General features: G+C 70.3%; 17 protein-coding genes. 6 read left to right on the top strand and 11 right to left on the bottom strand.

All coding sequences use genetic code 11. The annotated features are described in order from the left end of the window. Position 1: 1 nt before the first annotated feature. From AB0395_RS00585 to ychF, 6 genes are all read right to left on the bottom strand, one after another. Positions 2-2,437 (bottom strand): hypothetical protein, encoded by a 2,436-nt coding sequence (locus tag AB0395_RS00585; RefSeq protein ID WP_366275657.1) that lies wholly within the window; start codon positions 2,435-2,437, stop codon positions 2-4. Then, positions 2,434-4,926 (bottom strand): ATP-binding protein, encoded by a 2,493-nt coding sequence (locus AB0395_RS00580; protein ID WP_366275656.1) that lies wholly within the window; start codon positions 4,924-4,926, stop codon positions 2,434-2,436. Before AB0395_RS00580 ends, AB0395_RS00585 begins: the two co-directional genes overlap by 4 nt. A gap of 207 nt (positions 4,927-5,133) precedes the next feature. Beyond that, positions 5,134-7,896: a TcpE family conjugal transfer membrane protein gene (locus AB0395_RS00575; protein WP_366275655.1), complete on the bottom strand. Its 2,763-nt coding sequence runs from the start codon at positions 7,894-7,896 to the stop codon at positions 5,134-5,136. Positions 7,897-7,943: 47 nt separating this feature from the next. Then, entirely contained in the window at positions 7,944-8,219 is a 276-nt protein-coding gene (locus AB0395_RS00570; RefSeq protein WP_366275896.1) for a hypothetical protein, read from the bottom strand. A 149-nt stretch (positions 8,220-8,368) separates the two neighbouring features. Then, the gene (locus AB0395_RS00565) at positions 8,369-9,145 is read right to left on the bottom strand and encodes a conjugal transfer protein (RefSeq protein WP_366275654.1); all 777 of its coding nucleotides are present in this window, start codon (positions 9,143-9,145) and stop codon (positions 8,369-8,371) included. Between the two features lie 773 nt (positions 9,146-9,918). Continuing rightward, entirely contained in the window at positions 9,919-11,007 is a 1,089-nt protein-coding gene (gene ychF / locus AB0395_RS00560) for a redox-regulated ATPase YchF (RefSeq protein WP_366275653.1), read from the bottom strand. A 97-nt stretch (positions 11,008-11,104) separates the two neighbouring features. On the opposite strand from ychF, the gene AB0395_RS00555 reads away from it, so the two are divergent. Further along, a complete protein-coding gene (locus AB0395_RS00555; protein WP_366275895.1) occupies positions 11,105-12,409 on the top strand; it encodes a DNA recombination protein RmuC in 1,305 nt (434 codons plus the stop codon). 130 nt (positions 12,410-12,539) lie between these two features. Next, the gene (locus AB0395_RS00550) at positions 12,540-13,064 is read left to right on the top strand and encodes a DUF6542 domain-containing protein (protein ID WP_366275652.1); all 525 of its coding nucleotides are present in this window, start codon (positions 12,540-12,542) and stop codon (positions 13,062-13,064) included. Between the two features lie 142 nt (positions 13,065-13,206). Here the strand turns inward: AB0395_RS00550 and AB0395_RS00545 are convergent, their stop codons facing one another. After that, the gene (locus tag AB0395_RS00545; RefSeq protein WP_366275650.1) at positions 13,207-14,175 is read right to left on the bottom strand and encodes a 4-hydroxy-3-methylbut-2-enyl diphosphate reductase; all 969 of its coding nucleotides are present in this window, start codon (positions 14,173-14,175) and stop codon (positions 13,207-13,209) included. A 121-nt stretch (positions 14,176-14,296) separates the two neighbouring features. On the opposite strand from AB0395_RS00545, the gene AB0395_RS00540 reads away from it, so the two are divergent. Beyond that, entirely contained in the window at positions 14,297-15,547 is a 1,251-nt protein-coding gene (locus tag AB0395_RS00540; protein WP_366275649.1) for a hypothetical protein, read from the top strand. A gap of 28 nt (positions 15,548-15,575) precedes the next feature. Continuing rightward, complete coding sequence (xseA, locus tag AB0395_RS00535) at positions 15,576-16,784, top strand: exodeoxyribonuclease VII large subunit (RefSeq protein ID WP_366275648.1); 1,209 nt, start codon at positions 15,576-15,578, stop codon at positions 16,782-16,784. Here xseA and AB0395_RS00530 read toward each other — a convergent pair. Beyond that, positions 16,762-17,232 (bottom strand): GNAT family N-acetyltransferase, encoded by a 471-nt coding sequence (locus AB0395_RS00530; RefSeq protein WP_366275647.1) that lies wholly within the window; start codon positions 17,230-17,232, stop codon positions 16,762-16,764. The two genes, xseA and AB0395_RS00530, sit on opposite strands and share 23 nt — an antisense overlap. A gap of 63 nt (positions 17,233-17,295) precedes the next feature. Between AB0395_RS00530 and AB0395_RS00525 the strand changes: the two genes are divergently transcribed. Next, entirely contained in the window at positions 17,296-17,526 is a 231-nt protein-coding gene (locus tag AB0395_RS00525; protein WP_366275645.1) for an exodeoxyribonuclease VII small subunit, read from the top strand. Between the two features lie 35 nt (positions 17,527-17,561). Here the strand turns inward: AB0395_RS00525 and AB0395_RS00520 are convergent, their stop codons facing one another. Further along, positions 17,562-18,110, bottom strand: a complete 549-nt coding sequence (locus tag AB0395_RS00520; RefSeq protein WP_366275644.1) for a DUF4245 domain-containing protein — start codon at positions 18,108-18,110, stop codon at positions 17,562-17,564. A gap of 38 nt (positions 18,111-18,148) precedes the next feature. After that, the gene (locus tag AB0395_RS00515; protein WP_366275643.1) at positions 18,149-18,754 is read right to left on the bottom strand and encodes a TetR/AcrR family transcriptional regulator; all 606 of its coding nucleotides are present in this window, start codon (positions 18,752-18,754) and stop codon (positions 18,149-18,151) included. Positions 18,755-18,838: 84 nt separating this feature from the next. On the opposite strand from AB0395_RS00515, the gene glpX reads away from it, so the two are divergent. Then, the gene (glpX, locus tag AB0395_RS00510; RefSeq protein ID WP_366275642.1) at positions 18,839-19,873 is read left to right on the top strand and encodes a class II fructose-bisphosphatase; all 1,035 of its coding nucleotides are present in this window, start codon (positions 18,839-18,841) and stop codon (positions 19,871-19,873) included. Between the two features lie 96 nt (positions 19,874-19,969). Here glpX and AB0395_RS00505 read toward each other — a convergent pair whose 3' ends face one another. Next, positions 19,970-20,536, bottom strand: coding sequence for a DUF1707 domain-containing protein (locus AB0395_RS00505; RefSeq protein WP_366275640.1), 567 nt, complete (start codon positions 20,534-20,536; stop codon positions 19,970-19,972). Positions 20,537-20,558: the final 22 nt, after the last annotated feature.

Below are 20,558 nucleotides of genomic sequence, written 5' to 3'. Positions count from 1 at the left end.
GTCAGTCCTTATCGGGGTTCGAGGCACGGAGCCAGAACGGCGCCGCCTCGTCGGCCTGCCTGTCGCGCTCCGGCCTGCTGGACAGCCAGAGCGGCGGTGCCTCGGAGGACCTGCCGCGTCCCGCGTCGTCCCTCGACCCTCCCGAGGAGCCGAAGATGCTGCTGCCGGACCTGGAGGAGCCTCGGGAGCCGCCGCCCGAGCCGCCCGAGCCCGAACCGTTCCGCGAGCCAGAACCGCGCGAGCTGGGCTCGGCGCGCCGGGACCCGCCGCCGCCCCCACCGCCACTGCCGCCACTGCCGCCACTGCCGCCACTGCCGAAGATGCTCCCGCCCGACCGGCCGCCACCGCCCGAGGATCCCGAGGGCCTGCTCCCGGACGAGGGGGCGGCGGACCTGCCGCCTCCCGAGGACCTGCCTCCCGACGGCGCGGAGGGGGACCCGCCCGTGGAGCCCGAGCTCCGCTGCGAGGCCCAGCCGCCACCGGCGCCGCCGAACCAGCCGCCACCGCCGCCCGTACCGCCACGCGCGGCCCCGCCCGACCTGGCCGGGGACGCGCCGCCCGCCGTACCGCCGCCTGACAGGTTGAGCGGCGGTGCCGCACCGGCGCGCGCCGCGGTGACGGGACGGCCGGTGGCCTTGCGCCGGGTGCCCGACTGGGCGTCGGTGTCCAGCGGCACCGGCTGCGCACCGACCGGGACCCGAGTGCCCGAGGGCGTCCCCGTCCCCTGCGCGCCGTCTTCGCCTCTGACCTTGCCCTGGGCGACCGCCGCCGCGGCCGTCGCGACGGAGGCTCCGCCCGCGAGAGCCGCCGCCTGCAGCACGGGCTCGGCCTTGCGCATACCCCAGCGGCCCACCCTGGCCGCCGTGACCGGGGGCAGCACCCCCGCGGCACGCTGCAGGGTCGGGGCGGAGGCCGCGTCACCCAGCATGCGGGTGGTGAGCGTGTGCCCGTCCATGGAGGCGAACAAGTGCTGGAACGGCCGCCGGTAGAAGAACACCGCGCTCGTCAGCAGCGCCATGAACATGACCTGCATGCCCCACGGCAGCTCGGTGGCGATGATCAGCGCGTAGCCGTACACCAGGACGCCCAGGACCAGGGCCAGCACCGCCTGTCTGAGCAGTGTGCCGACCAGCATCTCGACCCAGCGCATCGCGATGATCCGCCCCGATCCCGGGTGGACGCCGATCAGCAGGAAGACCGGCGCGAGGATCAGTAGCAGCAGGAACCCGACCTTCAGCACCAGCAGCGAGACCGCGACCAGGAAGATCAGCAGTCCCGCGACCATGGCGGCCATCAGGGCGCCGATCGCGATGCCGAGTCTGCTCGTCCAATCCTTTCCCTGGAAGAGGAAGAAAATGGGCGTGTTCTGCAGCGGGGTCGCGATCTCTTCCTCGTACCTTGCCTGATGGGCATTGGTGTTGGGGGTCTGCTTCGCCTTCATCTCGTCTACGTCCAGCGCCTGGATGTCCAGCAGCTTGGCACCGAAAACCTTTACTACCGGCGCGTTGGGGTCGGCGGTACCGAACTCACCCATCAGCCACGGCTTGCACACCAGGGTCGACCAGAGCGCCTCGGCGTTCTGATCCACCCCCGGAACGCCGGTCTGGCCGTAACCACCGGGCTTCGCCTGGGGATTGGTGTCACCCTTGGCAGCAAGGCAGGAGGCCCCGCCCGCGTTGGGCAGACTGGAGAAGGCGGAGTTGACGATCTCTCCGGTCTTGTCCGTGACGGTCTTGCCGACACCGGTGAAGTCGCCGGGGCGGCTGAAGAACCACACGGCGACGGTGACCGCGAGGACCATCCAGATGATGCCCTCCGCGGTCGTGGTCGCGCGCTTGCGGATCAGGCCGTACCACGCGAGCCAGATGGCGCCGAGGATCACGATGGGCCGCAGGTACGGCCAGTACATCGCGTCCGCGAGGTTGCGCACGATGTCGTCGACGACGTTCTTGATCGACTCCAGCGGCCCCTCGGTCGCCGCCGCCTGGTAGGTCGTGATGGTCAGCCGGTCCATCGCCTTGGCCCAGGAGAAGACGGTGTTCGCGGTCATGTTGCCCATGACCGCCGCGATGTCTCCACAGCCGAGCTGGTAGGTGTGCCAGGACAGGCCGCTCATGCCGTATCTGGCGTAGTTGCCCTGCGGGACGGCCTCCTGCGCGGCCGCGGCCGGTGCCGGGGAGGGCACCGCGGCCGGTGTCCCGGCCACGGGCGCGTCCGGGGGCGGTGGTTTGAGCAGGCCGTCGACGCCCGAGCCCGCGATCTCGGGAGCCAGGTCCGGGGAGAGGTCGCAGGGGCCGGCCGCGACGGCGGTCGACGCGTCGGTCGGCACCAGCAGTGGTAGAGCGAAGAAGGCGGCCAGGGCCACCAGGGTGATGGCTATCCGCCTGCGTAGTCGTCCCTTGCGGGAGTGCTTGCTGCCCTCACGGGAGCCCTTCATGACCGTACCTCCAGCGCCGCGGCCCCCGGCCTACTGACTCTGTTGCCCCCAGAAGGATCATGCACGTTCTCATCGGGTTTGTCGTGGGTCGGATTCGTGTCGAGCCAGCGGACCAGCTCATCGGAGATGAGGTCCACCCCAATCCGGCCCGCACGACCGTCCAGATCCCGAAACACGCACTCGCCGTTGCCCAGCGAGCGCAGCACCGCCTTGTGCTCCTCGGAGGGTTCGACCCCGAGGAGCGCCATCACATGGTCCACCTCCACCCGTTCGGTGGACCTGAAGGCGAACACCGAAGACAGGCAGTTCGTCACCTGTTCGTTCAGCAGGTCGCCCGCGTTCTGCGAGACCAGCACCAGCGCGGTGTTGCGGGAACGCCCCATCCGGCTGACCTCGGGCACCAGCTTGGCGCCCTCGGGCGTCGAGGTGATGGCCCACGCCTCGTCCAGGAAGATCGCCTTGGGCGTCCGCCGGTCGAGGCCGTTCATGAGACCCCGGGCGAACTGCGCGACCAGGTAGAGCAGCGCGACGGACAGGCGCTGCTCGTAGGAATAGTCGTCACGGCCCGTCGAGGCGTCGGGGAGGGTCAGGCCCCCCAGGGTGAAGACCGTGGTCCAGCCCTCGGTGTCGATCTGGTCGCCGCCCGAGGGGTCGAAGCACAGCCTCGCGAGATGCATCTCCGACATCGAGCGGAGCACGGCGCCCAGGTTCTTCGAGGCGGCGTCCTCGGTCTGGTCGAGGAAGTCGACGACCTTGCCCAGCGAGGGGTGCGGTCCGTTCGAGACCGCGGCGACCGCCTGGATCATCGCCGACTCGCGTTCCTCGGACATCCGGGGAAGCAGCAAGCGCAGGGTCTCACTGGCCATGGTCTTCTTGGTCGCGATGTCGTCGCCGAAGGAGAAGGGGTCGAGCAAGCCGGGCGCGGCGGAGCCGAGCGGGATGATCCGCGCCTTCCTGCCCCGCGCCCGCAGCAGCTGAACCAGGGACTCGGCGTCGCCCTTCGGGTCGATGACCGCGATCGTCACGCCGCGCAGCGCCATCTGGTAGATCATCAGCAGGGCCAGCGTGGTCTTGCCCCCGCCGGGCTCACCGGTGATCGCGATGGCCGTCGGCCGGTTACGGGTGGCCGCGACCAGCGGGTCGAAGTGCACGATGCTGCGGGCCCTACCCAGGGTCTCCCCGATGTACGGTCCCATCCATCCCGCGTTGCCCTCGTCGACCCGGTCACCCAGGTCAACGGTCGCGGTGGCCATGCCGCCCGCGATGGTGCGCAGCGGCTGCCGCTGGGCGTAGGCGTTGACCCGGACCTTCTCACCCGGCAGCGCCTCGCAGAACAGCGAGAACTGGTCGCCGGTCGAGTTGACGATGTCGATGCCCATGTCACGGTAGTGCTCGACGACCGCCTCGACCCGCTGCACGCAGATCTCCTCGGTCGGGGCGGACACGATCAGCCGGTGCCAGCCGTACACGAAGGGCAGTCGCTCCTTGGTGATGCCGTGTTCGAGCATCCTGGCCGCGTCGATCTGCTCGGCGAGCGCCAGCGGCGCCTCCGCCCCCGCCTCGCGGATGTGGATGTCCATGTCACGGGCGTGGGCGAGCTTGCGCGCCACGTCCTTGCTGGCCTTGATCGGCGAGATCAGCCGCATCCTGGAGCTGATCTCGACGGGGAAGGGCAGCTGGTCGGCGAAGTGCATCCACGGCTCGCCGTCGGGGAAAGCCATCAGGTCGGGGAAGCGGGCGAAAGACAGGTGCGCGACGTAGGAGTCGCCGACCGGCTGCTCGATCCGCAGCAGCGACCTGCCGTTGTGGATCTGCCCCTCGACGAGCGACTCGATCTCACCCCTCCCCCACTGCCGCTTGGGACTGGCCGAGGCGGGCGGGTCGCCCAGGGAGCCGTTCGCGGCGTGCTGGAACAGCCAGGCGATCTCGGTCGAGGTTGCGTGCCTGGCGTACAGGGCGCTTGAGGAGAGGGCACGGCCGAGACGCTCAGCCTGCTCGCTCCACCTGGCGATCTCGGCCTTGGGGACGTGGTCGTCCTCGATGCCCAGGGCCTTCTCACTGCGCTGGTAGAAACCGAACAGCTGGGAGAGGACCCCGTTGCCAAGCTGCCTGCCGCGTGCGCCGAGCCGTACGCCGAGGTAGGTCTCCTTGGTCCAGAAATCCTTCGCCCAGACGTGCCGGTACATCTCCTCCAGGTAGTCGCGCCAGCCCGGGCCCTCGTCCGAGGTGGCGTTCAGCGCCATCGCCCACTCGGCCGCCGGGTAGGTGCGGTGCGCGATCCGCAGGTGCACCTCGGCGTCCGGCATCCGGATCGCGGCGAGCGCGATCGTGATGTTGGTGGCCAGCGCCTCCCGCTCCTCGGGGGTGATGAACTCGTAGCTCACGGTCGGCAGCCGGAAGTACGCCCAGACGGACGAGTCAGTCAGCAGGATCCGGTCGTCGAAGTATCGGACCGCGAGGCGGTTGCGCGCCCGCGACGAGCGGCTCACACGCCCTCCCTCACCGGTCGCGCGACCATCGGTCGCACGGCCCGCGCCGGTCGTGTGGCCCCGGCCCCGAACCTCCCAGGTACGGCCGGCGTCCCGAGCCTCTCCGGTCGTACGGCGGGCCCTCCTGAACCGAGAGCCCCCTCGCCGAGCTCGTTCACCTGAGCACCTCGTTACGCCCGTTCACTACTTCTCCTCGCGCCCGGGGGATCACTGGGCCACTTCCTCCTCGCTCGGTCGAACCGCCTGCGCCGCTCCGAAACCCGCGACCACGACCCCGGCAAGCGCGAGATACGCCCTGCGGCCCGGTGCGCGCAGGTGGGACGGTTCCACCCGCTCCGACCTGCCGGGGGCCAGCTCGTCCTCCCAGGGCACCCGCACGATCGCCCTGCACCGGCCTCTGGCGACCGCCTCCGCCTGCTCAACGTCGCCCATGCTGCGACGGCTCACCCCGTTGACGACCATGACCGCGCGCCTGCGAAGGTCCGCGCACCCGTGCCCGTCAAGCCACTCGTAGGTCATGGCGACCGCGTCAGGGCCGTCCTCGCTCGCCGGGACGACCAGGACGAGCTGGTCGGCGTAGGGAAGCACCCGCGCCGCCAGCGCGGCGGCCGGGTCGACGACGATCAGCTTGTAGTGCCGGTCGAGCATGTCCACGGTCTGGCCGAGCCGCCGGTCGGAGAAGAGCGTGCGGTCGGAGAGCCGCTGCTCGGCGCCCGAGTCGGTGTCCCCTGCGAGGACCTCGAGACCGGAGGCGCAGCGGCTGGTGTACGCGCGCATGCCGAGGTAGCCGTGGACGTTGTCGAGCCCCGCGAGCAGAGAGGTCAGCGTCTCCGGCGACTCCGCCTGGATCCGGCCGGACAGGGCGTTCGTGCCGGTGTTCGCATCGACCGCGAGCACCCGGTCCTCGCGGTAGCGCGCGAGCGTGTGGCCGAGCATGAGCGCGGTCGTCGTCTGTCCTGCGCCGCCGGTGCATCCGAGCACGACCACCCTGCGACTGCCGGTGAACAGCGCCTTCGCCCGCGCCTCGTCGATCTCGGAGCCGTCCGTACGGCCGCCGCCTCCGGGCCCGATGACCACCTGTGCGAGACGCCGCCAGCCTCCCGCCGAGTCCCTGCCGACGACCGACTCGACCCTGCGGACCTTGGTCTCCGCCTGGCCGGGGCGTGGCACGGGAACCGGGGGCACCACCGGGCCCGCGCTCGCGGCAGGCTCGGCGGGAACAGCCCTGATCGAGACGCCTGCCGGGGTTCCCGGCTGGCGCTCGTGCGGACGCCCCCACCGCTCCTCGACGGGCCGCTGCTCGTCGGCGGGCCGTTCCCCGCGAACAGGCTGCTGCTCGTCAGCGGACCTTTCCCGGCGAACAGGCTGCAGCTCGTCAGCGGGCCGTTCCCGGCGGACGGGCCGCTGTTCCTCGGTTGGCCTTTCCCCGTGGACAGACCGCTGTTCTCCTGCGGGCCGCTGCCGGTCGACGGGCCGCTCCGCGGGCATCGGCTGCCCCTTGCGGTGCTGGGCCCACGCGTCCGCGTCCGCCCTGACCGGAACGCTCTTCAGCGGAACGTTCTTGAGCGGCGCCTCCTCACGAGGCACCTGCGGGACGCTCCTGGGCAGCGTCTCCTCACGAGGAACCTCCCGCACCGGGAGGTCAGCGGGCCCGGCGACTCCCGGCGACACCACCGAGGGCGGCTCGGCGGGTCCGGTGGGCTCGACATGCTCGGTGGGCTCGGCGCGCTTGCTGTGCTCGATACGCCCGGTGTGCTCGACGTCCGGTCTGACCTCGGCCGCCGGCCTCGGGACGGGCCCTGGCCGCTCAAGCCGTTCGGGTCGCCGGGGCGCTTCGAGTCGCCCAGGCCGCTCAAGCTCCGCAGACCGCTCAGCCTGCCCAGGCCGCTCAGGCCGTTCGGCCTGGAACGAGGCGGCGCGCTCGGCCTCTGCGGAGGCCGCGAGCCTGCGCAGCCGCCGCAGCGCCTCAGCGCCGATCGGAGCGTCCTGGGCGGCCGAGGCGGCGGGGACGGGATCCTGGTCCGGGGAGACGGAACTCGCGGGAACGGGGTTCGAGGAGACGGAGACGGGAGTCGCAGGGGCGGGGTTCGAGGAGACGGAGACGGGACTCGCGGGGGCGGGGGCGGGGTTCGAGGAGATGGGACTCGCGGGAACGGGGGTGAGGTCCGCGGGGGCGACCGGAGTGTCGGGGACGGGGGGAGCCTGCCGAGCCTGAGCAATGGGTACGGCGGGCGCCACACCCCCCTTGGCTCTGTCCCCGTGCCCCTTGTCCTCCCGGGTCTTGACCTGTGCGGGGAGGGAGTCCGGCACCGGCAGGGAGCGGGGAGGCGGAGCGAAGACCCGTTCGACCGGGGTCGTGGCGGCGGGAACCTTCCCGTTCGACGCCTCGGCGGGGGCGGCGTGCTCGAGGGCCGGAGCGGTGCCCCTGCGCGGGACGGGAGCCATGCCCGGGGCGGTGCGCTCGCGGACGACCGGGGCCGTGGCTGCCGCCGCGGCGGCAGCGGCGACAACGGGACGGACCTCACGGGCCGGGGACGCGGCGCGCTTCGCCTGACCCTGCCTGGCCTTGCGGGCGGCCCTGCCCCGCGCCTCTGCGGGCTGGGGCTCGGCCCGCCACACCCGGCCGGTCAGGGCGATCTCGGCGGGCTCCGAGGCCGGGATCATCCGGCACCAGGTGCGTGGCTCGCCCACGTAGCGGGCCTGCGACTGGAGCAGCTCGGTGAGCCGCTTGCTCTCGATCACCGGCCTGGTCGACAGCCAGGTCACGATCCCGGGCGGCACGAGGTAGACCACGTGCCACGGCGCTTCGAAGGGGAGGCCGAGCAGCGCGAGCATCAGCGACCACGGGGCCACCACACCCACGAACACACCGATCCAGACGATCGGAAGCGGCGTCGGCAGCCGTAGGTCGTACAGCTTGTAGAGCCGCTTTTCAATCCGCCAGATATTGGTATACGTGGGTAGATCCACACGCTCCTCCTCTCCGCCACTCGTTCTTTGACCGTTTACATACGGTCTCAACCCCCTGAGATGCCCAGCGCCCCCGCGATGGCCCTTGCCGTCACCTCGATGATGTTGGGCACGTAGAAGATCACGCCGATGGCGATCGCGAGGAGGATGAACTGCATGAACCTGGTGATCTCACGGGTGAAGAGGAAGAAGAGCGCCACGACGGACACGATGACGAGGAAGAGCGGAGCGAAGAAGCTACGGAGGAAGTTGGCCAGACCCTGGGTGTTCACCGTCGCCGGAGGAGTCGTCGGCTGAGCGAGATCTATCGCGTGCAGCAGCATGGTCTTCAGGATCACTTCTCGTCCTCCGTGCTCATGATCACGGCCCGGGGGATGACGGACTCGCGACACGCATATGGGAACCCGCCCACTGCCGGCTCACCGATCAGGGGGGACTTTCTCACTGTGGACCGACACCATTCGATCATGTGTTACCCCACAGACCGTTTCGCGCCTCGGATGTCCTTGACGAACCACTTGTCGCCCTGCTTCACCACGGTGAGCCGGTAGGCCTGCTCGAGCTTTCCGCTCATGTCACCGGGATCGGAGACACTGGGATCGACGGACGTGGGCGTCCCTGAGGGCACACCCCACACGACCGTCGCGGTCACCTCCCGGGTGGTGCCACCGGCCACCGGGACGACGAGATCCTTGAGGTTCACGAAGGTGAAGGCGCCGCCGAAGCCCTCGAGCGTGACCCCCGCGGCGGCGTAACGCTGCAGTGACACGTTGTTGCCCGCGGCGTACGCCTTGAAGAAGTCGGCCAGGGGCGTGCGGAGCTCGGTCTCGGCGGCGTCGTCCCTCTCTCCGGCGGGCATCGCGGGCAGGGCGGCCGGAGCGGGCGCGGGCAGGATGCCAGGGCGCCCCGAGACCACGAACCTGCCGGACTCGGTGTCGTAGAACACCGGCACGGACAGCAGCTCACGGCGGTCTCCCGCCTGGAACGCCAGCGTCACGACGGCGTTCTCCCTGTCGATGATCTCCGAGCCGTACGGCTGCACCGCCCCGGCGGCCATCCGGCCGAGCCCGTCCCAGCCGAACTGCGGCTCGGCGCCGTCCGGCAGGTAGGGGGCGAGCCGCGCCGCCCTTTCCTGGGAGCGGACGGCCTCGAAATTCAGATAGACCGCGGCGAACTGGCTGGCGAAAGAGGTGGCCCGGCTGACGGGGAATTCGGTCTCGGTGGAAACCGGAGTCGACCCGCTCCGCACGTTCTGTTGAGTGAAGCGTTCAAAAGGTGCACGGACCCCGTTCACCACGATGACCACTATTAGCGCCCAAAGTACGGCGCGACCTGCCCATATGAGCCAGCGACCGCCACTGCCGGACCAGCGACCCCGGGACGGCGCACCCCGCCCTCGCGCGGGAGCGCGATCGAACTCGGGATCGCGGGGCGACCCCGGGTATGCCGACAGCTCAGGGTCGTCGGTGATCCCAGGATCACGGACGGTTGACCTTCGAGCCATCTTGCCTCCGCTCGCGCCAATCCCCCGGCTGACGCGGTGTCGTATTACTCCCGACCCCGTTAACCATGGTCAAGCACTTACTCTAACCGCCTTGCCGATTGTTCCAGGAAAGCCACGCCTATGCTGCAGGCATCATGCTTACTGAGCAAACCGGGTCTGGAACCCGGCTGGCGGCTCATCCCAGGACAACCAGGCAAAGAAAGCACATTACGCCTGGCCAGCACGCACCCCGATTACCCAAACGCCACGCATTGCTATCCAAACAGCCCTCGGACTGTCCCGACCTGCACATTCACCACCAATCCCGTCACGCAGCGTCACCGAACGGGAGAACCCGCAGCCCGGCTCGGGCTCTCCTCGCCGTCCTCGCCGTACCGGCGCCGTGGGACGTCTCTGGACACGACGAAGACATGCGATCACCGCGCCGCCCGGATTTCAAGGGATGAATCGCGACAGGACGGAGAAAACAACGGGGTGAGGAGGCGTACGCCTCCTCACCCCGTTCGCAGGCGATCCGCCTACACGTTGAAGCGGAACTCCACGACGTCGCCGTCGCGCATCACGTAGTCCTTGCCCTCGATGCGGGCCTTGCCCACCTGGCGGGCGGCGGCGATGGAGCCCGCCTCGACCAGTTCGTCGAAGGAGACGATCTCGGCCTTGATGAAGCCACGCTGGAAGTCGGTGTGGATGACCCCGGCCGCCTCCGGGGCGGTCGCGCCCTTGCGGATCGTCCAGGCCCTGGTCTCCTTCGGGCCCGCGGTCAGGTAGGTCTGCAGGCCGAGCGTCTCGAAGCCGACGCGGGCCAGCTGGGCCAGCCCCGACTCCTCCTGGCCGACGGACTGCAGGAGCTCCAGGGCCTCGTCCTCGGGGAGCTCGACCAGCTCGGACTCGATCTTGGCGTCGAGGAAGACGGCCTCGGCGGGGGCGACGAGCGCGGACAGCTTCGCCCTCAGCTCCTCGTCGACCAGCTCGTCCGCGTCGAGGTTGAACACGTACAGGAACGGCTTGGCGGTCAGCAGGTGCAGGTCACGCAGGTCGGCCACGTCGATCTTCGCGCCCTTGGCCCCGGCGTACAAGGTGGTGCCGCCGTCGAGGAGCTTGGCGGCGGCCTCGGCGGCCTCCAGGGCGGCCTTGCGGTCCTTGTTGGTCCTGGCCTCCTTCTGGAGACGCGGGATCGCCTTCTCCAGGGTCTGCAGGTCGGCGAGGATCAGCTCGGTGTTGATCGTCTCGATGTCGCGCCCCGGCTCGACGCCGCCATCCACATGGGTCACGTCGGGGTCGGTGAAGACCCGGATGACCTGGCAGATGGCGTCGGTCTCGCGGATGTTGGCGAGGAACTGGTTGCCCCGCCCCTGCCCCTCCGACGCGCCCTTGACCAGTCCGGCGATGTCGACGAACTCGACCTTCGCGGGCAGGATCTTCGCGGAGCCGAAGATCTCGGCCAGCTTCTCCAAACGCGGGTCGGGAACGCCGACGATGCCCACGTTGGGCTCGATGGTGGCGAAGGGGTAGTTCGCCGCCAGGGCGTTTGCGGTCTTCGTCAGCGCGTTGAAAAGCGTTGACTTGCCGACGTTGGGCAATCCGACGATGCCGATGCTCAGGCTCACGTCAGCCGAGTTTACGGCGAATCACCCAGTGCTACCCGCCGAGGCGTGTCGGGAGGCCGGGAACCACCGGGCCTGACATCATTCCGTGGTGGATGTCATGGCGCTCGCCTTCCAACTCGCCGTAGGACTCGCCGCCGGGCTCGCGATCGGGTTCCTGCTCGGCCGGGCGCGCGCATCCTCGGGAGCGGCGGACGTCGTCGTCAGGATGGCGGACGCCGAAGCCAGGGCGAAGGCCGCCGAGGAGAAGCTCGCCTACGTCGAAGGACAGCTCGCCGACCGGTTCCAGGCGCTGTCCGCGCGCGCGCTCGACGTCAACAACCTGCGCTTCCTCGAGTTGGCCGAGAGCAGACTCGCCGCGGGGCGAGCGGAGGCCGCCGGCGAGCTGGAGCAGCGCAAGCAGGCCGTCGAGCACCTGATCGAGCCGCTGAAGGACACCCTGGCCCGGGTCGAGACGCAGTTGCGCGACACCCAGGCGGGACAGCGGGCCGCCCACGCCGAGCTGGCCAAGCACATCGACGTCGTCCGCGAGAGCAACGAGCAGCTCCGCCTCCAGACGACGGCGCTGGTGCGGGCGCTGCAGAGACCGGAGGCCAGGGGGCGGTGGGGCGAGCTCCAGCTCCGCAGGGTCGCCGAGATCGCCGGAATGCAGCGGTTCTGCGACTTCGACGAGCAGGCGAGCGTCACCACCGTCGACGGCGCGCTCAGGCCCGACATGGTCGTACGGCTCGCGGGCGGTAAGAACATCGTGGTCGACTCCAAGGTCTCCCTTGCCGCCTACCTGGAGGCCGCCGAGTCCACCGACCCCGACCACCAGTCGGCCCGGCTCGACACCCATGCCCGGCACGTGCGCGATCACGTCGACCGGCTGGCGGCGAAGGCCTATTGGCAGGCGTTCAGCCCGGCGCCGGAGTTCATGGTGCTGTTCATCCCCGGTGAGGCCTTCCTGGCGCCCGCGCTGGAACGCGACCCCTCGCTGCTGGAGTACGCCATGCGGCGGCGCGTCCACATCGCCACCCCCACCACGTTGATCACCATGCTCCGTACGGCGCAGTACGCCTGGCAGCAGGCCGTGCTCGGCGAGAACGCGCGGGCGGTCTTCGATCTGGGCAAGGAGCTCTACGAACGGCTGAGCAGCCTGGGGCGGAACATGGAGACGATGGGCCGCTCGCTGAGCCGCGCGGTCGAGTCGTACAACCGCACCGTCGGCTCCCTGGAGACCCGGGTCCTGGTGAGCGCGCGCAAACTGAACGATCTGGGGCTGGTCGACGGTGAGCTGGACAGCCCCCAGAGCGTCGAGGACCTGCCACGGGCCCTGACCTCACCCGAACTGCTGGGAGAAGAGGAGTCAAGCCCGTCTCCCATCTCCCGCCTGAACGGTAAGTTGACGAGCGACCTGCCCTAGAGATGCTGTTCCCCGCAAACCGCAGGCGGCCGGAAACCGCAGGCGGGAAAAGGGGGGTCGATGAGGGCCGAGGTCGAGGGGGGCGAGTGGTGGACGAGCGAGACGGGCAGCCGCTTGGCGAGGTGATCGCGTGAACGAGCGAAAGCGGAAGGGCGGCATCCGGCTGACCGCCAGAGGCGCGGTGGCGCTCGTGCTGGCGTTCACCCTGGCCGGCAGGGTCTTTCAGGCTCTGCTCGGGCCGTCCGCGCTGGTCGGCCTGGCCTTCGTGGCCGGATGCGGAGGCGCGGTCGCGCTGGTGAACCGGCGGGACCTGCTCTCACTCGTGGTGTCCCCGCCGCTGGTCTTCTTCGTCGCGACGCTGATCGCCGAGGCCGTCGGCTCCCTGAGCGCGCCAACCCCGATCCAGGCCTTCGGGCTGGGCATGTTCGCCGCGCTCTCCGCGAACGCGCCGTGGCTGTTCCTCGGCTCGCTCCTGGTCTTGGTCGTCGCCTGGCGACGCGGCCTGGCTGCCTGCGTCCGCGAGCTGCGCGAGGAACTTCGGGTCGCGGGCCCCGACATCCCCCGCCCGAGGGTCGGTGACGGCGCGGGCTTCGCCCCGGAGCCGGAGGGCTACTTCGAGCCCAAGGTGTACGGCAAGCCCCGCGACGGGCAGTAGACGGGCGGGCTCCGAGGAACCGCCGTACACCTCGGGCCTGGTCAGAGCACGAAACGGGGATCCCCGTAGACAGGCGGACGGGCGTCGGAGGACCGACGTCGCACGGCCGCGCTGGGCGCCGCCGTACGACGTCGGGACCGGGTCAGAGCGTGACGCGGAGGTCCTTGCGAAGCTCGTGCGGGAGCGCGAAACGGACGCTCTCCTCGACGGACTCGACCTCCTCGACGTCACCGAAGCCGTGCGCCGCGAGGCGGGTCAGGACTCCGGCGACCAGCTCCTCGGGAACCGAGGCACCGCTCGTCACGCCGACCGTGGTGACGCCGTCGAGCCACTCGTCCCTGATGAACGAGGCGTCGTCGACCAGGTAGGAGGCGTCGGCCCCGTGGTCGAGAGCGACCTCGACCAGGCGCTTGGAGTTGGAGGAGTTCTCTGAGCCGACGACGATGACCAGCTGGGCCTGGGCGGCGATCTCCTTCACCGCGACCTGGCGGTTCTGGGTCGCGTAGCAGATGTCGTCGCTCGGCGGGTCGATGAGGTTCGGGAAGCGCTCCTTGAGCCGGGAGACCGTCTCGATCGTCTCGTCGACCGACAGCGTGGTCTGCGACAGCCACACCAGCCGCTCGGGGTCCCTCACCTGGACGGCGCCCACCGAGTCGAGGCCGTCAACGAGCTGGATGTGGTCAGGGGCCTCGCCCGCGGTGCCCTCGACCTCCTCGTGGCCCTCGTGGCCGATGAGGAGGATGTCGTAGTCCTGGGAGGCGAAACGCTTCGCCTCGTTGTGGACCTTGGTCACCAGCGGGCAGGTGGCGTCGATCGTCCTCAGGCTGCGCCTGGCCGCCTCCTCGTGGACGACGGGGGAGACCCCGTGCGCGGAGAAGACGACGATGGCGCCCTCCGGCACCTCCTCGGTCTCCTCGACGAAGATCGCTCCGCGCTGCTCCAGCGTCTTGACCACGTGGGTGTTGTGGACGATCTGCTTGCGGACGTAGATTGGCGCGCCGTACTGCTCCAGGGCCTTCTCCACGGCCTGGACCGCGCGATCGACCCCGGCGCAGTAACCACGGGGCTTCGCCACAAGTACACGTCGGGTCGCGGAGGTCTCTGCAGTCATGTTCTCATGCTACGTGGAGCACCCTCTGGGCCCGCCCACTCGCCCTATGGCCTCATAAGGCACAGTCTTGCCTAACACTTGCCATACGGAACGACCAATACAGATCCTTCAGGGAGACGACATGGCAGTCCCCGACATCGTTCGCAATGTCACCAGAAACGTGCGCGAGGCGCTTTCCAGCCGTGAGGAGTTCAAGGAGAAGGCCAAGGATCTGCCGCTCTACGTGCTCCAGAGCGCGCTGAGCGGGGTCGGCCAGGCACTGCTGCTCGGCGACCGCGTGAAGAACAAGATCAAGCGTATCGCCGGACAAGGGCAGGAAGAGGAGACGGAGGAGAGCGCGAGCAAGACCGCCGACCAGCAGGTCGAGGCCGGGGAGCATGTCGAGGAGACCGTGGCCAAGCCGGCCCGCCGCGAGCCGGTGATCTTCGCTCCGCGTCCGGAGAAGGCCACGCCCAAGGACGCCGAGGAGTCCAGGGCGGAGGCAAACGGCACGAAGACGCGCCCCGAGCCGGTCATCTTCGCCCCCGCCAAGTCCAAGCCCGCCGCCGAGACCACCGAGCCGCAGGCCGCCGAGCCGCAGGCCGCCGAGCCAGAGGCCGTCAAGTCAGAGGTCACCGAGCCCAGGGCGGCTGAGGCACGAACCGCGGAGCCGAAACTCACGAAGCCGGAGACCGAGGAGACCGTCGAGCCGGAGGTCGCGGAACCCACGGCCGTGAAGATCGAGGTCACGGAGGTCAAGGTCACCGAGACCGAGACGGCCCAGGCCGCCGCGGTCGAGGTCACCGGGACCAGGGTCGCGGAGCCGGAGACGGCTGAGACGGAAACCGTGGAGGCGACGGCGGAGCCAGAGGCGGCAGTGGCCGCGACGGAGCCGGCCGAAGCGGAAACCGCGAAGACGACCACGGCCGAGCCGGAAACGGAGACGGCCACGCCGGAAACCACAGAGGCGGCCACGGCCGAGCCCGAGGCAGAGACGGCCAAGCCTGAAGCGGAGACGGCCACGGCCGAGCCCGAGGCAGAGACGGCCAAGCCTGAAGCGGAGACGGCCGAGGCGGAAGCCACGGAGACCGCGGCGGCGGAGCCGGAGGCGGTAACGGTCGAGGCGGAGACGGCCGAAGCGGAAGCCACGGAGACGGCGGCGGCGGAGCCCGAGGCGGTAACGGTCGAGGCGGAGTCCGAGGCGGAGACCGCGCTTGTGGAGCCGATGCCGGGTTACGCGGAGCTGACGATCGCCTCTCTGCGTGCCCGGATGCGCGGCAAGTCGGCCGAGCAGATCCAGGAGATCCTCGCCTACGAGCGGGCCACCTCGGCCAGGCCCGAAGTCGTGCGCATGTACGAGAACCGCCTGGCCAAACTCGAAGCCGCCGAGTAGCCACGCCCGCCGCGTAGGCTCTGCGAGCATGACCTCGAAGACCTCCCCCGAGCAGCCGCTCCCCGTCCGCACGGTTCTGCAGATGGTCGGCGGCTGGATCGGCAAGCTCGGCACCGTCTGGGTCGAGGGACAGATCACCGAGCTGACCGCCAGAGGCGGAACGGTGTTCCTGACGTTGCGCGACCCGGTGGCCAACGTGTCAGCCCGTGTCACCTGCCCGCGCGGTGTCTACGAGGCGACCGTCCCGCGTCCCGTGGACGGCGCCCGGGTCGTCATGCACCTGAAACCGGACTTCTGGGTCAACAAGGGTTCCTTCGCGTTCACCGCCCTGGAGATGCGCCCGGTCGGCGTCGGCGAGCTGCTGGCCCGGCTCGAGCGCCTGCGCCAGCTCCTCGCCTCCGAGGGACTGTTCGGGGTCGACCGCAAGCGACGGCTGCCGTTCCTGCCCGGCACGGTCGGGCTGATCTGCGGCCGCGACTCGGCCGCGGAACGCGACGTGCTGGAGAACTCCCGGCGCCGCTGGCCCGCGGTGCGGTTCAAGGTCGAGCCCGTCGCCGTGCAGGGGCCGTACGCCGTCGGCGAGGTCACCGAGGCGCTGCGCAAGCTCGACGCGGACGGCGAGGTCGAGGTCATCGTGATCGCGCGAGGCGGCGGGTCCCTCGAGGATCTGCTGCCCTTCTCCGACGAGTCGCTGGTCAGGGCGGTGGCCGCGTGCCGTACACCGGTGGTCAGCGCCATCGGCCACGAACAGGACAACCCGCTGCTCGACATGGTCGCCGACGTGCGGGCCTCGACGCCGACGGACGCGGCCAAGAAGGTCGTGCCCGACGTGGGCGAGCAACTCACGCTCGTCCGCCAGCTCCGCGACCGGGGCCGCAGGGTCGCGGGCGGCTGGCTCGAGCGTGAGATGGCCTGGCTGACCGCCGTCCGTTCCAGGCCCGCCCTGGCGGACCCGGTCCGCGAGATCGAGCGCGCGGCGGAGCGGGCCGAGCAGCTCAGGGACCGCGCGAGACGTTCCCTGACCGCCTCCCTCGACCGCGCCGAGGACTCCCTCGGGCACCTGCGTGCCCGCCTGATCGCGTTGTCGCCCGCCGCGACCCTCGAACGCGGCTACGCGATCGTGCAGCGCCCCACGGGCGAGGTCGTACGGCGGGCGGCCGACGTCGCCCCCGGCGACGAGCTGACGATCAGGTTCCCCGACGACCGGGTGACCGTCAGGAGGGACTCCGCCACGTGAGCGAGGGGTAGCCGTCGTCGGCGAAGCCGAGCTCCCGGTAGAGCGGCTCGGCGTCCGAGGTGGCGTGCAGGTCGATCCTGCGGATGTTCCTGTCGCGGTACCAGTCCATGAGCGTGACCATGATGGCCCTGCCGTACCCCCGCCGCCGGTGCCCCGGGTCGGTCGTCATGCCCTGGATGTAGCCGTAGCGCCCGTCGGGCAGGCTGGGCCCGGGAAACCGGTCGAAGATGAGGCCGATCCCGCAGGCCGCCAGTCCGCCCTCGGGGGCGTCGACCACGTAGACGGCCGTGTCCTGGGTGCCGAGCCGCTCCTGAAGACTCTCCGCGTAGGACACGTGCCAGTCGTCGTCGATCGGGTAGCTGCCGTCCACGGCCATCCGGTCGGCCAGAATCTGGCGGAGCCGTACCAGCTCGGGGATGTCTTCAGAGATCGCAGAACGAACACTCACCGGTCCAGTCTTCCAGGCGGGTGATCGGCGACGACGGCCGGTGGGGCGCTCTAGGGTGGGAAGGTGGCCGATGAGAAGACACCGTCGTACGAGCAGGCACGCGAGGAGCTGACCGAGGTGGTCCGCCGTCTGGAGGCGGGCGGGCTCACCCTGGAGGAGTCCATCCAGCTGTGGGAGCGCGGCGAGAAGCTGGCGGCGCTGTGTGAGGAGTGGCTCCAGGGCGCGCGGGTGAAACTGGCGGCAGCCATGGCACAGCGCAGGCACTCCGACCCCGCGGGGGACAGCCCCTTCTGACCCCGTGTCCTTTGGAGGGTGAGTCGCCGGGGGTCTCAGGGGGTGAGTTTCGTCTGTTGCTTGAGTGATCCGGCCAGGGCGGACAGTTCGTCCCACTGGGCGGTGCCGGTGACGACGAGCGTGACGTCGGGCAGGAACCTGATCAGGGAACGCTGGTTCTTGTCCTCGCGGAAACGCTTCTCCCAGGTCACCCCGTTGATCTGGATGCTGCCCCCGGCCTGGTCGGTGTTGGCCATCCGGTTGGCGAACTCCGCCTGGGGCTTCTCGTCACTCTGGCCGAGCAGCGCGTGGGCGCGCTTGGCGGTGGCGAAGCCGAGCTTCCAGGTCACCGTCGGCTTGCCGTCGGCGCTCTTGCCGTCGGTCTTCCTGGAACTCGTCGGCACCCAGTTCGGCAGCACGGGGTCCGGCGACCACACCTGGTACGGCGCGGCACGGCGCATGTTGGCCACGTCGATGGAGAAGTCAATCTTGGGGATGTGCTCGGTCCGGCTCTGCGGGGTCACCAGCAGGAAGACAGCGACGCCCGCGAGGCAGACCAGCATCGCGAACGCGTATCCGTAGAAACCCTCAGTGAACCGTCTCACGACCGTCGAGACTATCCGTTCCGGAGGGTGCCCCCGCCTCAGGGGCGCCGGATCTGCCCGATGATGGCCAGCACTCCGTCGACGAGGGCGCGGGAGGCGTTCTCGTCCTCGGACAGGGCCACCTCGGAGACCGCGGCGGCGAGTGCCCCGGTGAGCACCACGACCAGCGGGCCCTCGTCGCCCTCGAACAGGGCCGCGTTGCGCTTGGCCCACTGGCGCAGCCTGTCGCGCATGACGACCTCGAACCCGGGCGGCCCGTCCCCGCGCAGGAACAGCGCGGAGATCTCACGCTCGGCCAGGCAGCCCTCCAGGTAGGCGCGGGCGCCCGCGACGAACAGCCGCATCGGGTCGGTCTCGCCCGCGGCGCGGGCCGTGTGGACCGCCTGCCTGGTCCGCTGGGCCTGCCGTTCCTGGAACTCGTCGAACAGCGTCAGGTAGAGGTCGGCCTTGCCGGAGAAGTGGTGGTAGAGGCTGCCGACGCTGGCCTCGGCGCGAGAGACGATTTCGGTGACGCCCGCTTCGGCGAAGCCGCTCGTGACGAAGACCTCCCTGGCGGCGGCGAGGAGGGCGACGCGCGTCGCGGCACCCCGTTCGGAGGTGCGTGCGGTCACGCCTGTCACCACCCGTTCCGTGTCGCTGCTCATCGTGGGGACATTATCCTCCGCTGACCGGTTAGAGGGGGGCAACTACGATCGTTGTGCAGCAATCCACGAGAGGGGCCCTCCGCCATGTCCGATCAGACGTCCGTCCCTGCCGCGCTCGCCACAGGTGAACACGCACCTGATCGCAACCTTGCCCTTGAACTCGTCCGGGTCACCGAGGCGGCGGCGATGTCCGCGGCCCGCTGGGTCGGGCGCGGTGACAAGAACGGCGCAGACGGCGCCGCGGTGAACGCCATGCGCCAGCTGATCAACACCGTGTCGATGAACGGGGTCGTGGTCATCGGCGAGGGTGAGAAGGACAACGCGCCGATGCTCTACAACGGTGAGCACGTCGGCGACGGCAGCGGCGCCGAGTGCGACGTGGCCGTCGACCCGATCGACGGCACCCGGCTCACCGCGCTGGGCATGCCGAACGGGATCTCGGTCATCGCGGTCAGCTCACGCGGCTCGATGTACGACCCGTCGGCGGTCTTCTACATGGACAAGCTGGTCACGGGCCCCGAGGCCGCGGGGGCGGTGGACATCAACGCCCCGGTCGCGGACAACATCGCCGCGGTGGCACGCGCCAAGGGCGGCGAGCCCTCCGACGTGACCGTGGTGATCCTCGACCGGCCGCGCCACGACAAGATCATCAGAGAGATCCGGGAGGCGGGCGCGCGGATCAAGCTCATCACCGACGGCGACGTGGCCGGGGCCATCATGGCCGCCCGCGCGGGCACGGGCGTCGACCTGATGCTCGGCATCGGCGGCACGCCGGAGGGCATCATCGCGGCGTGCGCGCTCAAGTGCCTGGGCGGCGTCATCCAGGGCAGGCTGTGGCCGCAGGACGACGCGGAACGGCGCAGGGCGCTGGACGCCGGCCTCGACCTGGACGCGACGCTGAGCACCGACGACCTGGTCAGGTCGGACGACGTCTTCTTCGCCGCGACCGGGATCACCGACGGCGAGCTCATGCAGGGCGTCCGCTACCGGGGCGGCGGGGCCGTGACCAACTCCCTGGTCATGCGGGGCCGCTCCGGCACGATTCGCAAGATCCAGAGCGAGCACCAGCTCGGGAAGCTGCGCGCCTACAGCGCCATCAACTTCGACAACGCCAGCTGAACCGGGACGCCTCCCCGAGAGGCGGGGAGCACCTTCCCGGGACACCGCTGTGGTGACCGCACGCCCCCAGCGGGCTCAGGTCTCCCCGGTCGCCGGTCAGCGGCGGAACCACGAGCGGCGGGGGCGCTTCGGCGACTTGGCGACGATGCTGCCCATGGTGACGAGGCCGGTGATCTCGATCACCGGCCCGTCCGGGGAGGGCGGGACCTGGTTCTTCCTGCTCGACATGACGCCGGAGGCGGGCATCAGGATCCGGACGCCCTCGGGGACGATCAGCGTGAGGGTCGCGGCCATCACGGTGACGCGCAGGGTCACGTGGCTCGACTGCAGCACCGCGTCACGCAGGTCGAGGGTGACGTTGGCGCAGATCGCGGTCGCGGAGAAGTTGGTCGGCACGACCCAGCGGCCCGCGTGCCGCTGGGTGCCGAAGAACGCCGCGACGGGACGCACATCGGTCCGCAGCGGCTGCGCCTCGGGCGGGAGCAGGTCGGTCGTGAGCACGGCCAGCTCGCCCAGGGTCCGGGCCCGGTAGAGGAGGGCGACCCGCTCCTCGTGCTCGTCGTGGGTGAGCCGTCCGTCGGCGAGCGCGTCGGCCAGCACGGCCGCCACCCGCTCGCGGTCGTCGTTGCCCGCTCTCAGGTCTCCCGGGCGTGGCTCGTGCACGGGATCACGGGGGGCCGGAGGC

Source organism: Streptosporangium sp. NPDC051023 (assembly GCF_040689595.1).
GTDB lineage: Bacteria > Actinomycetota > Actinomycetes > Streptosporangiales > Streptosporangiaceae > Streptosporangium.
This window is presented reverse-complemented; position numbering and strand designations above follow the sequence as displayed.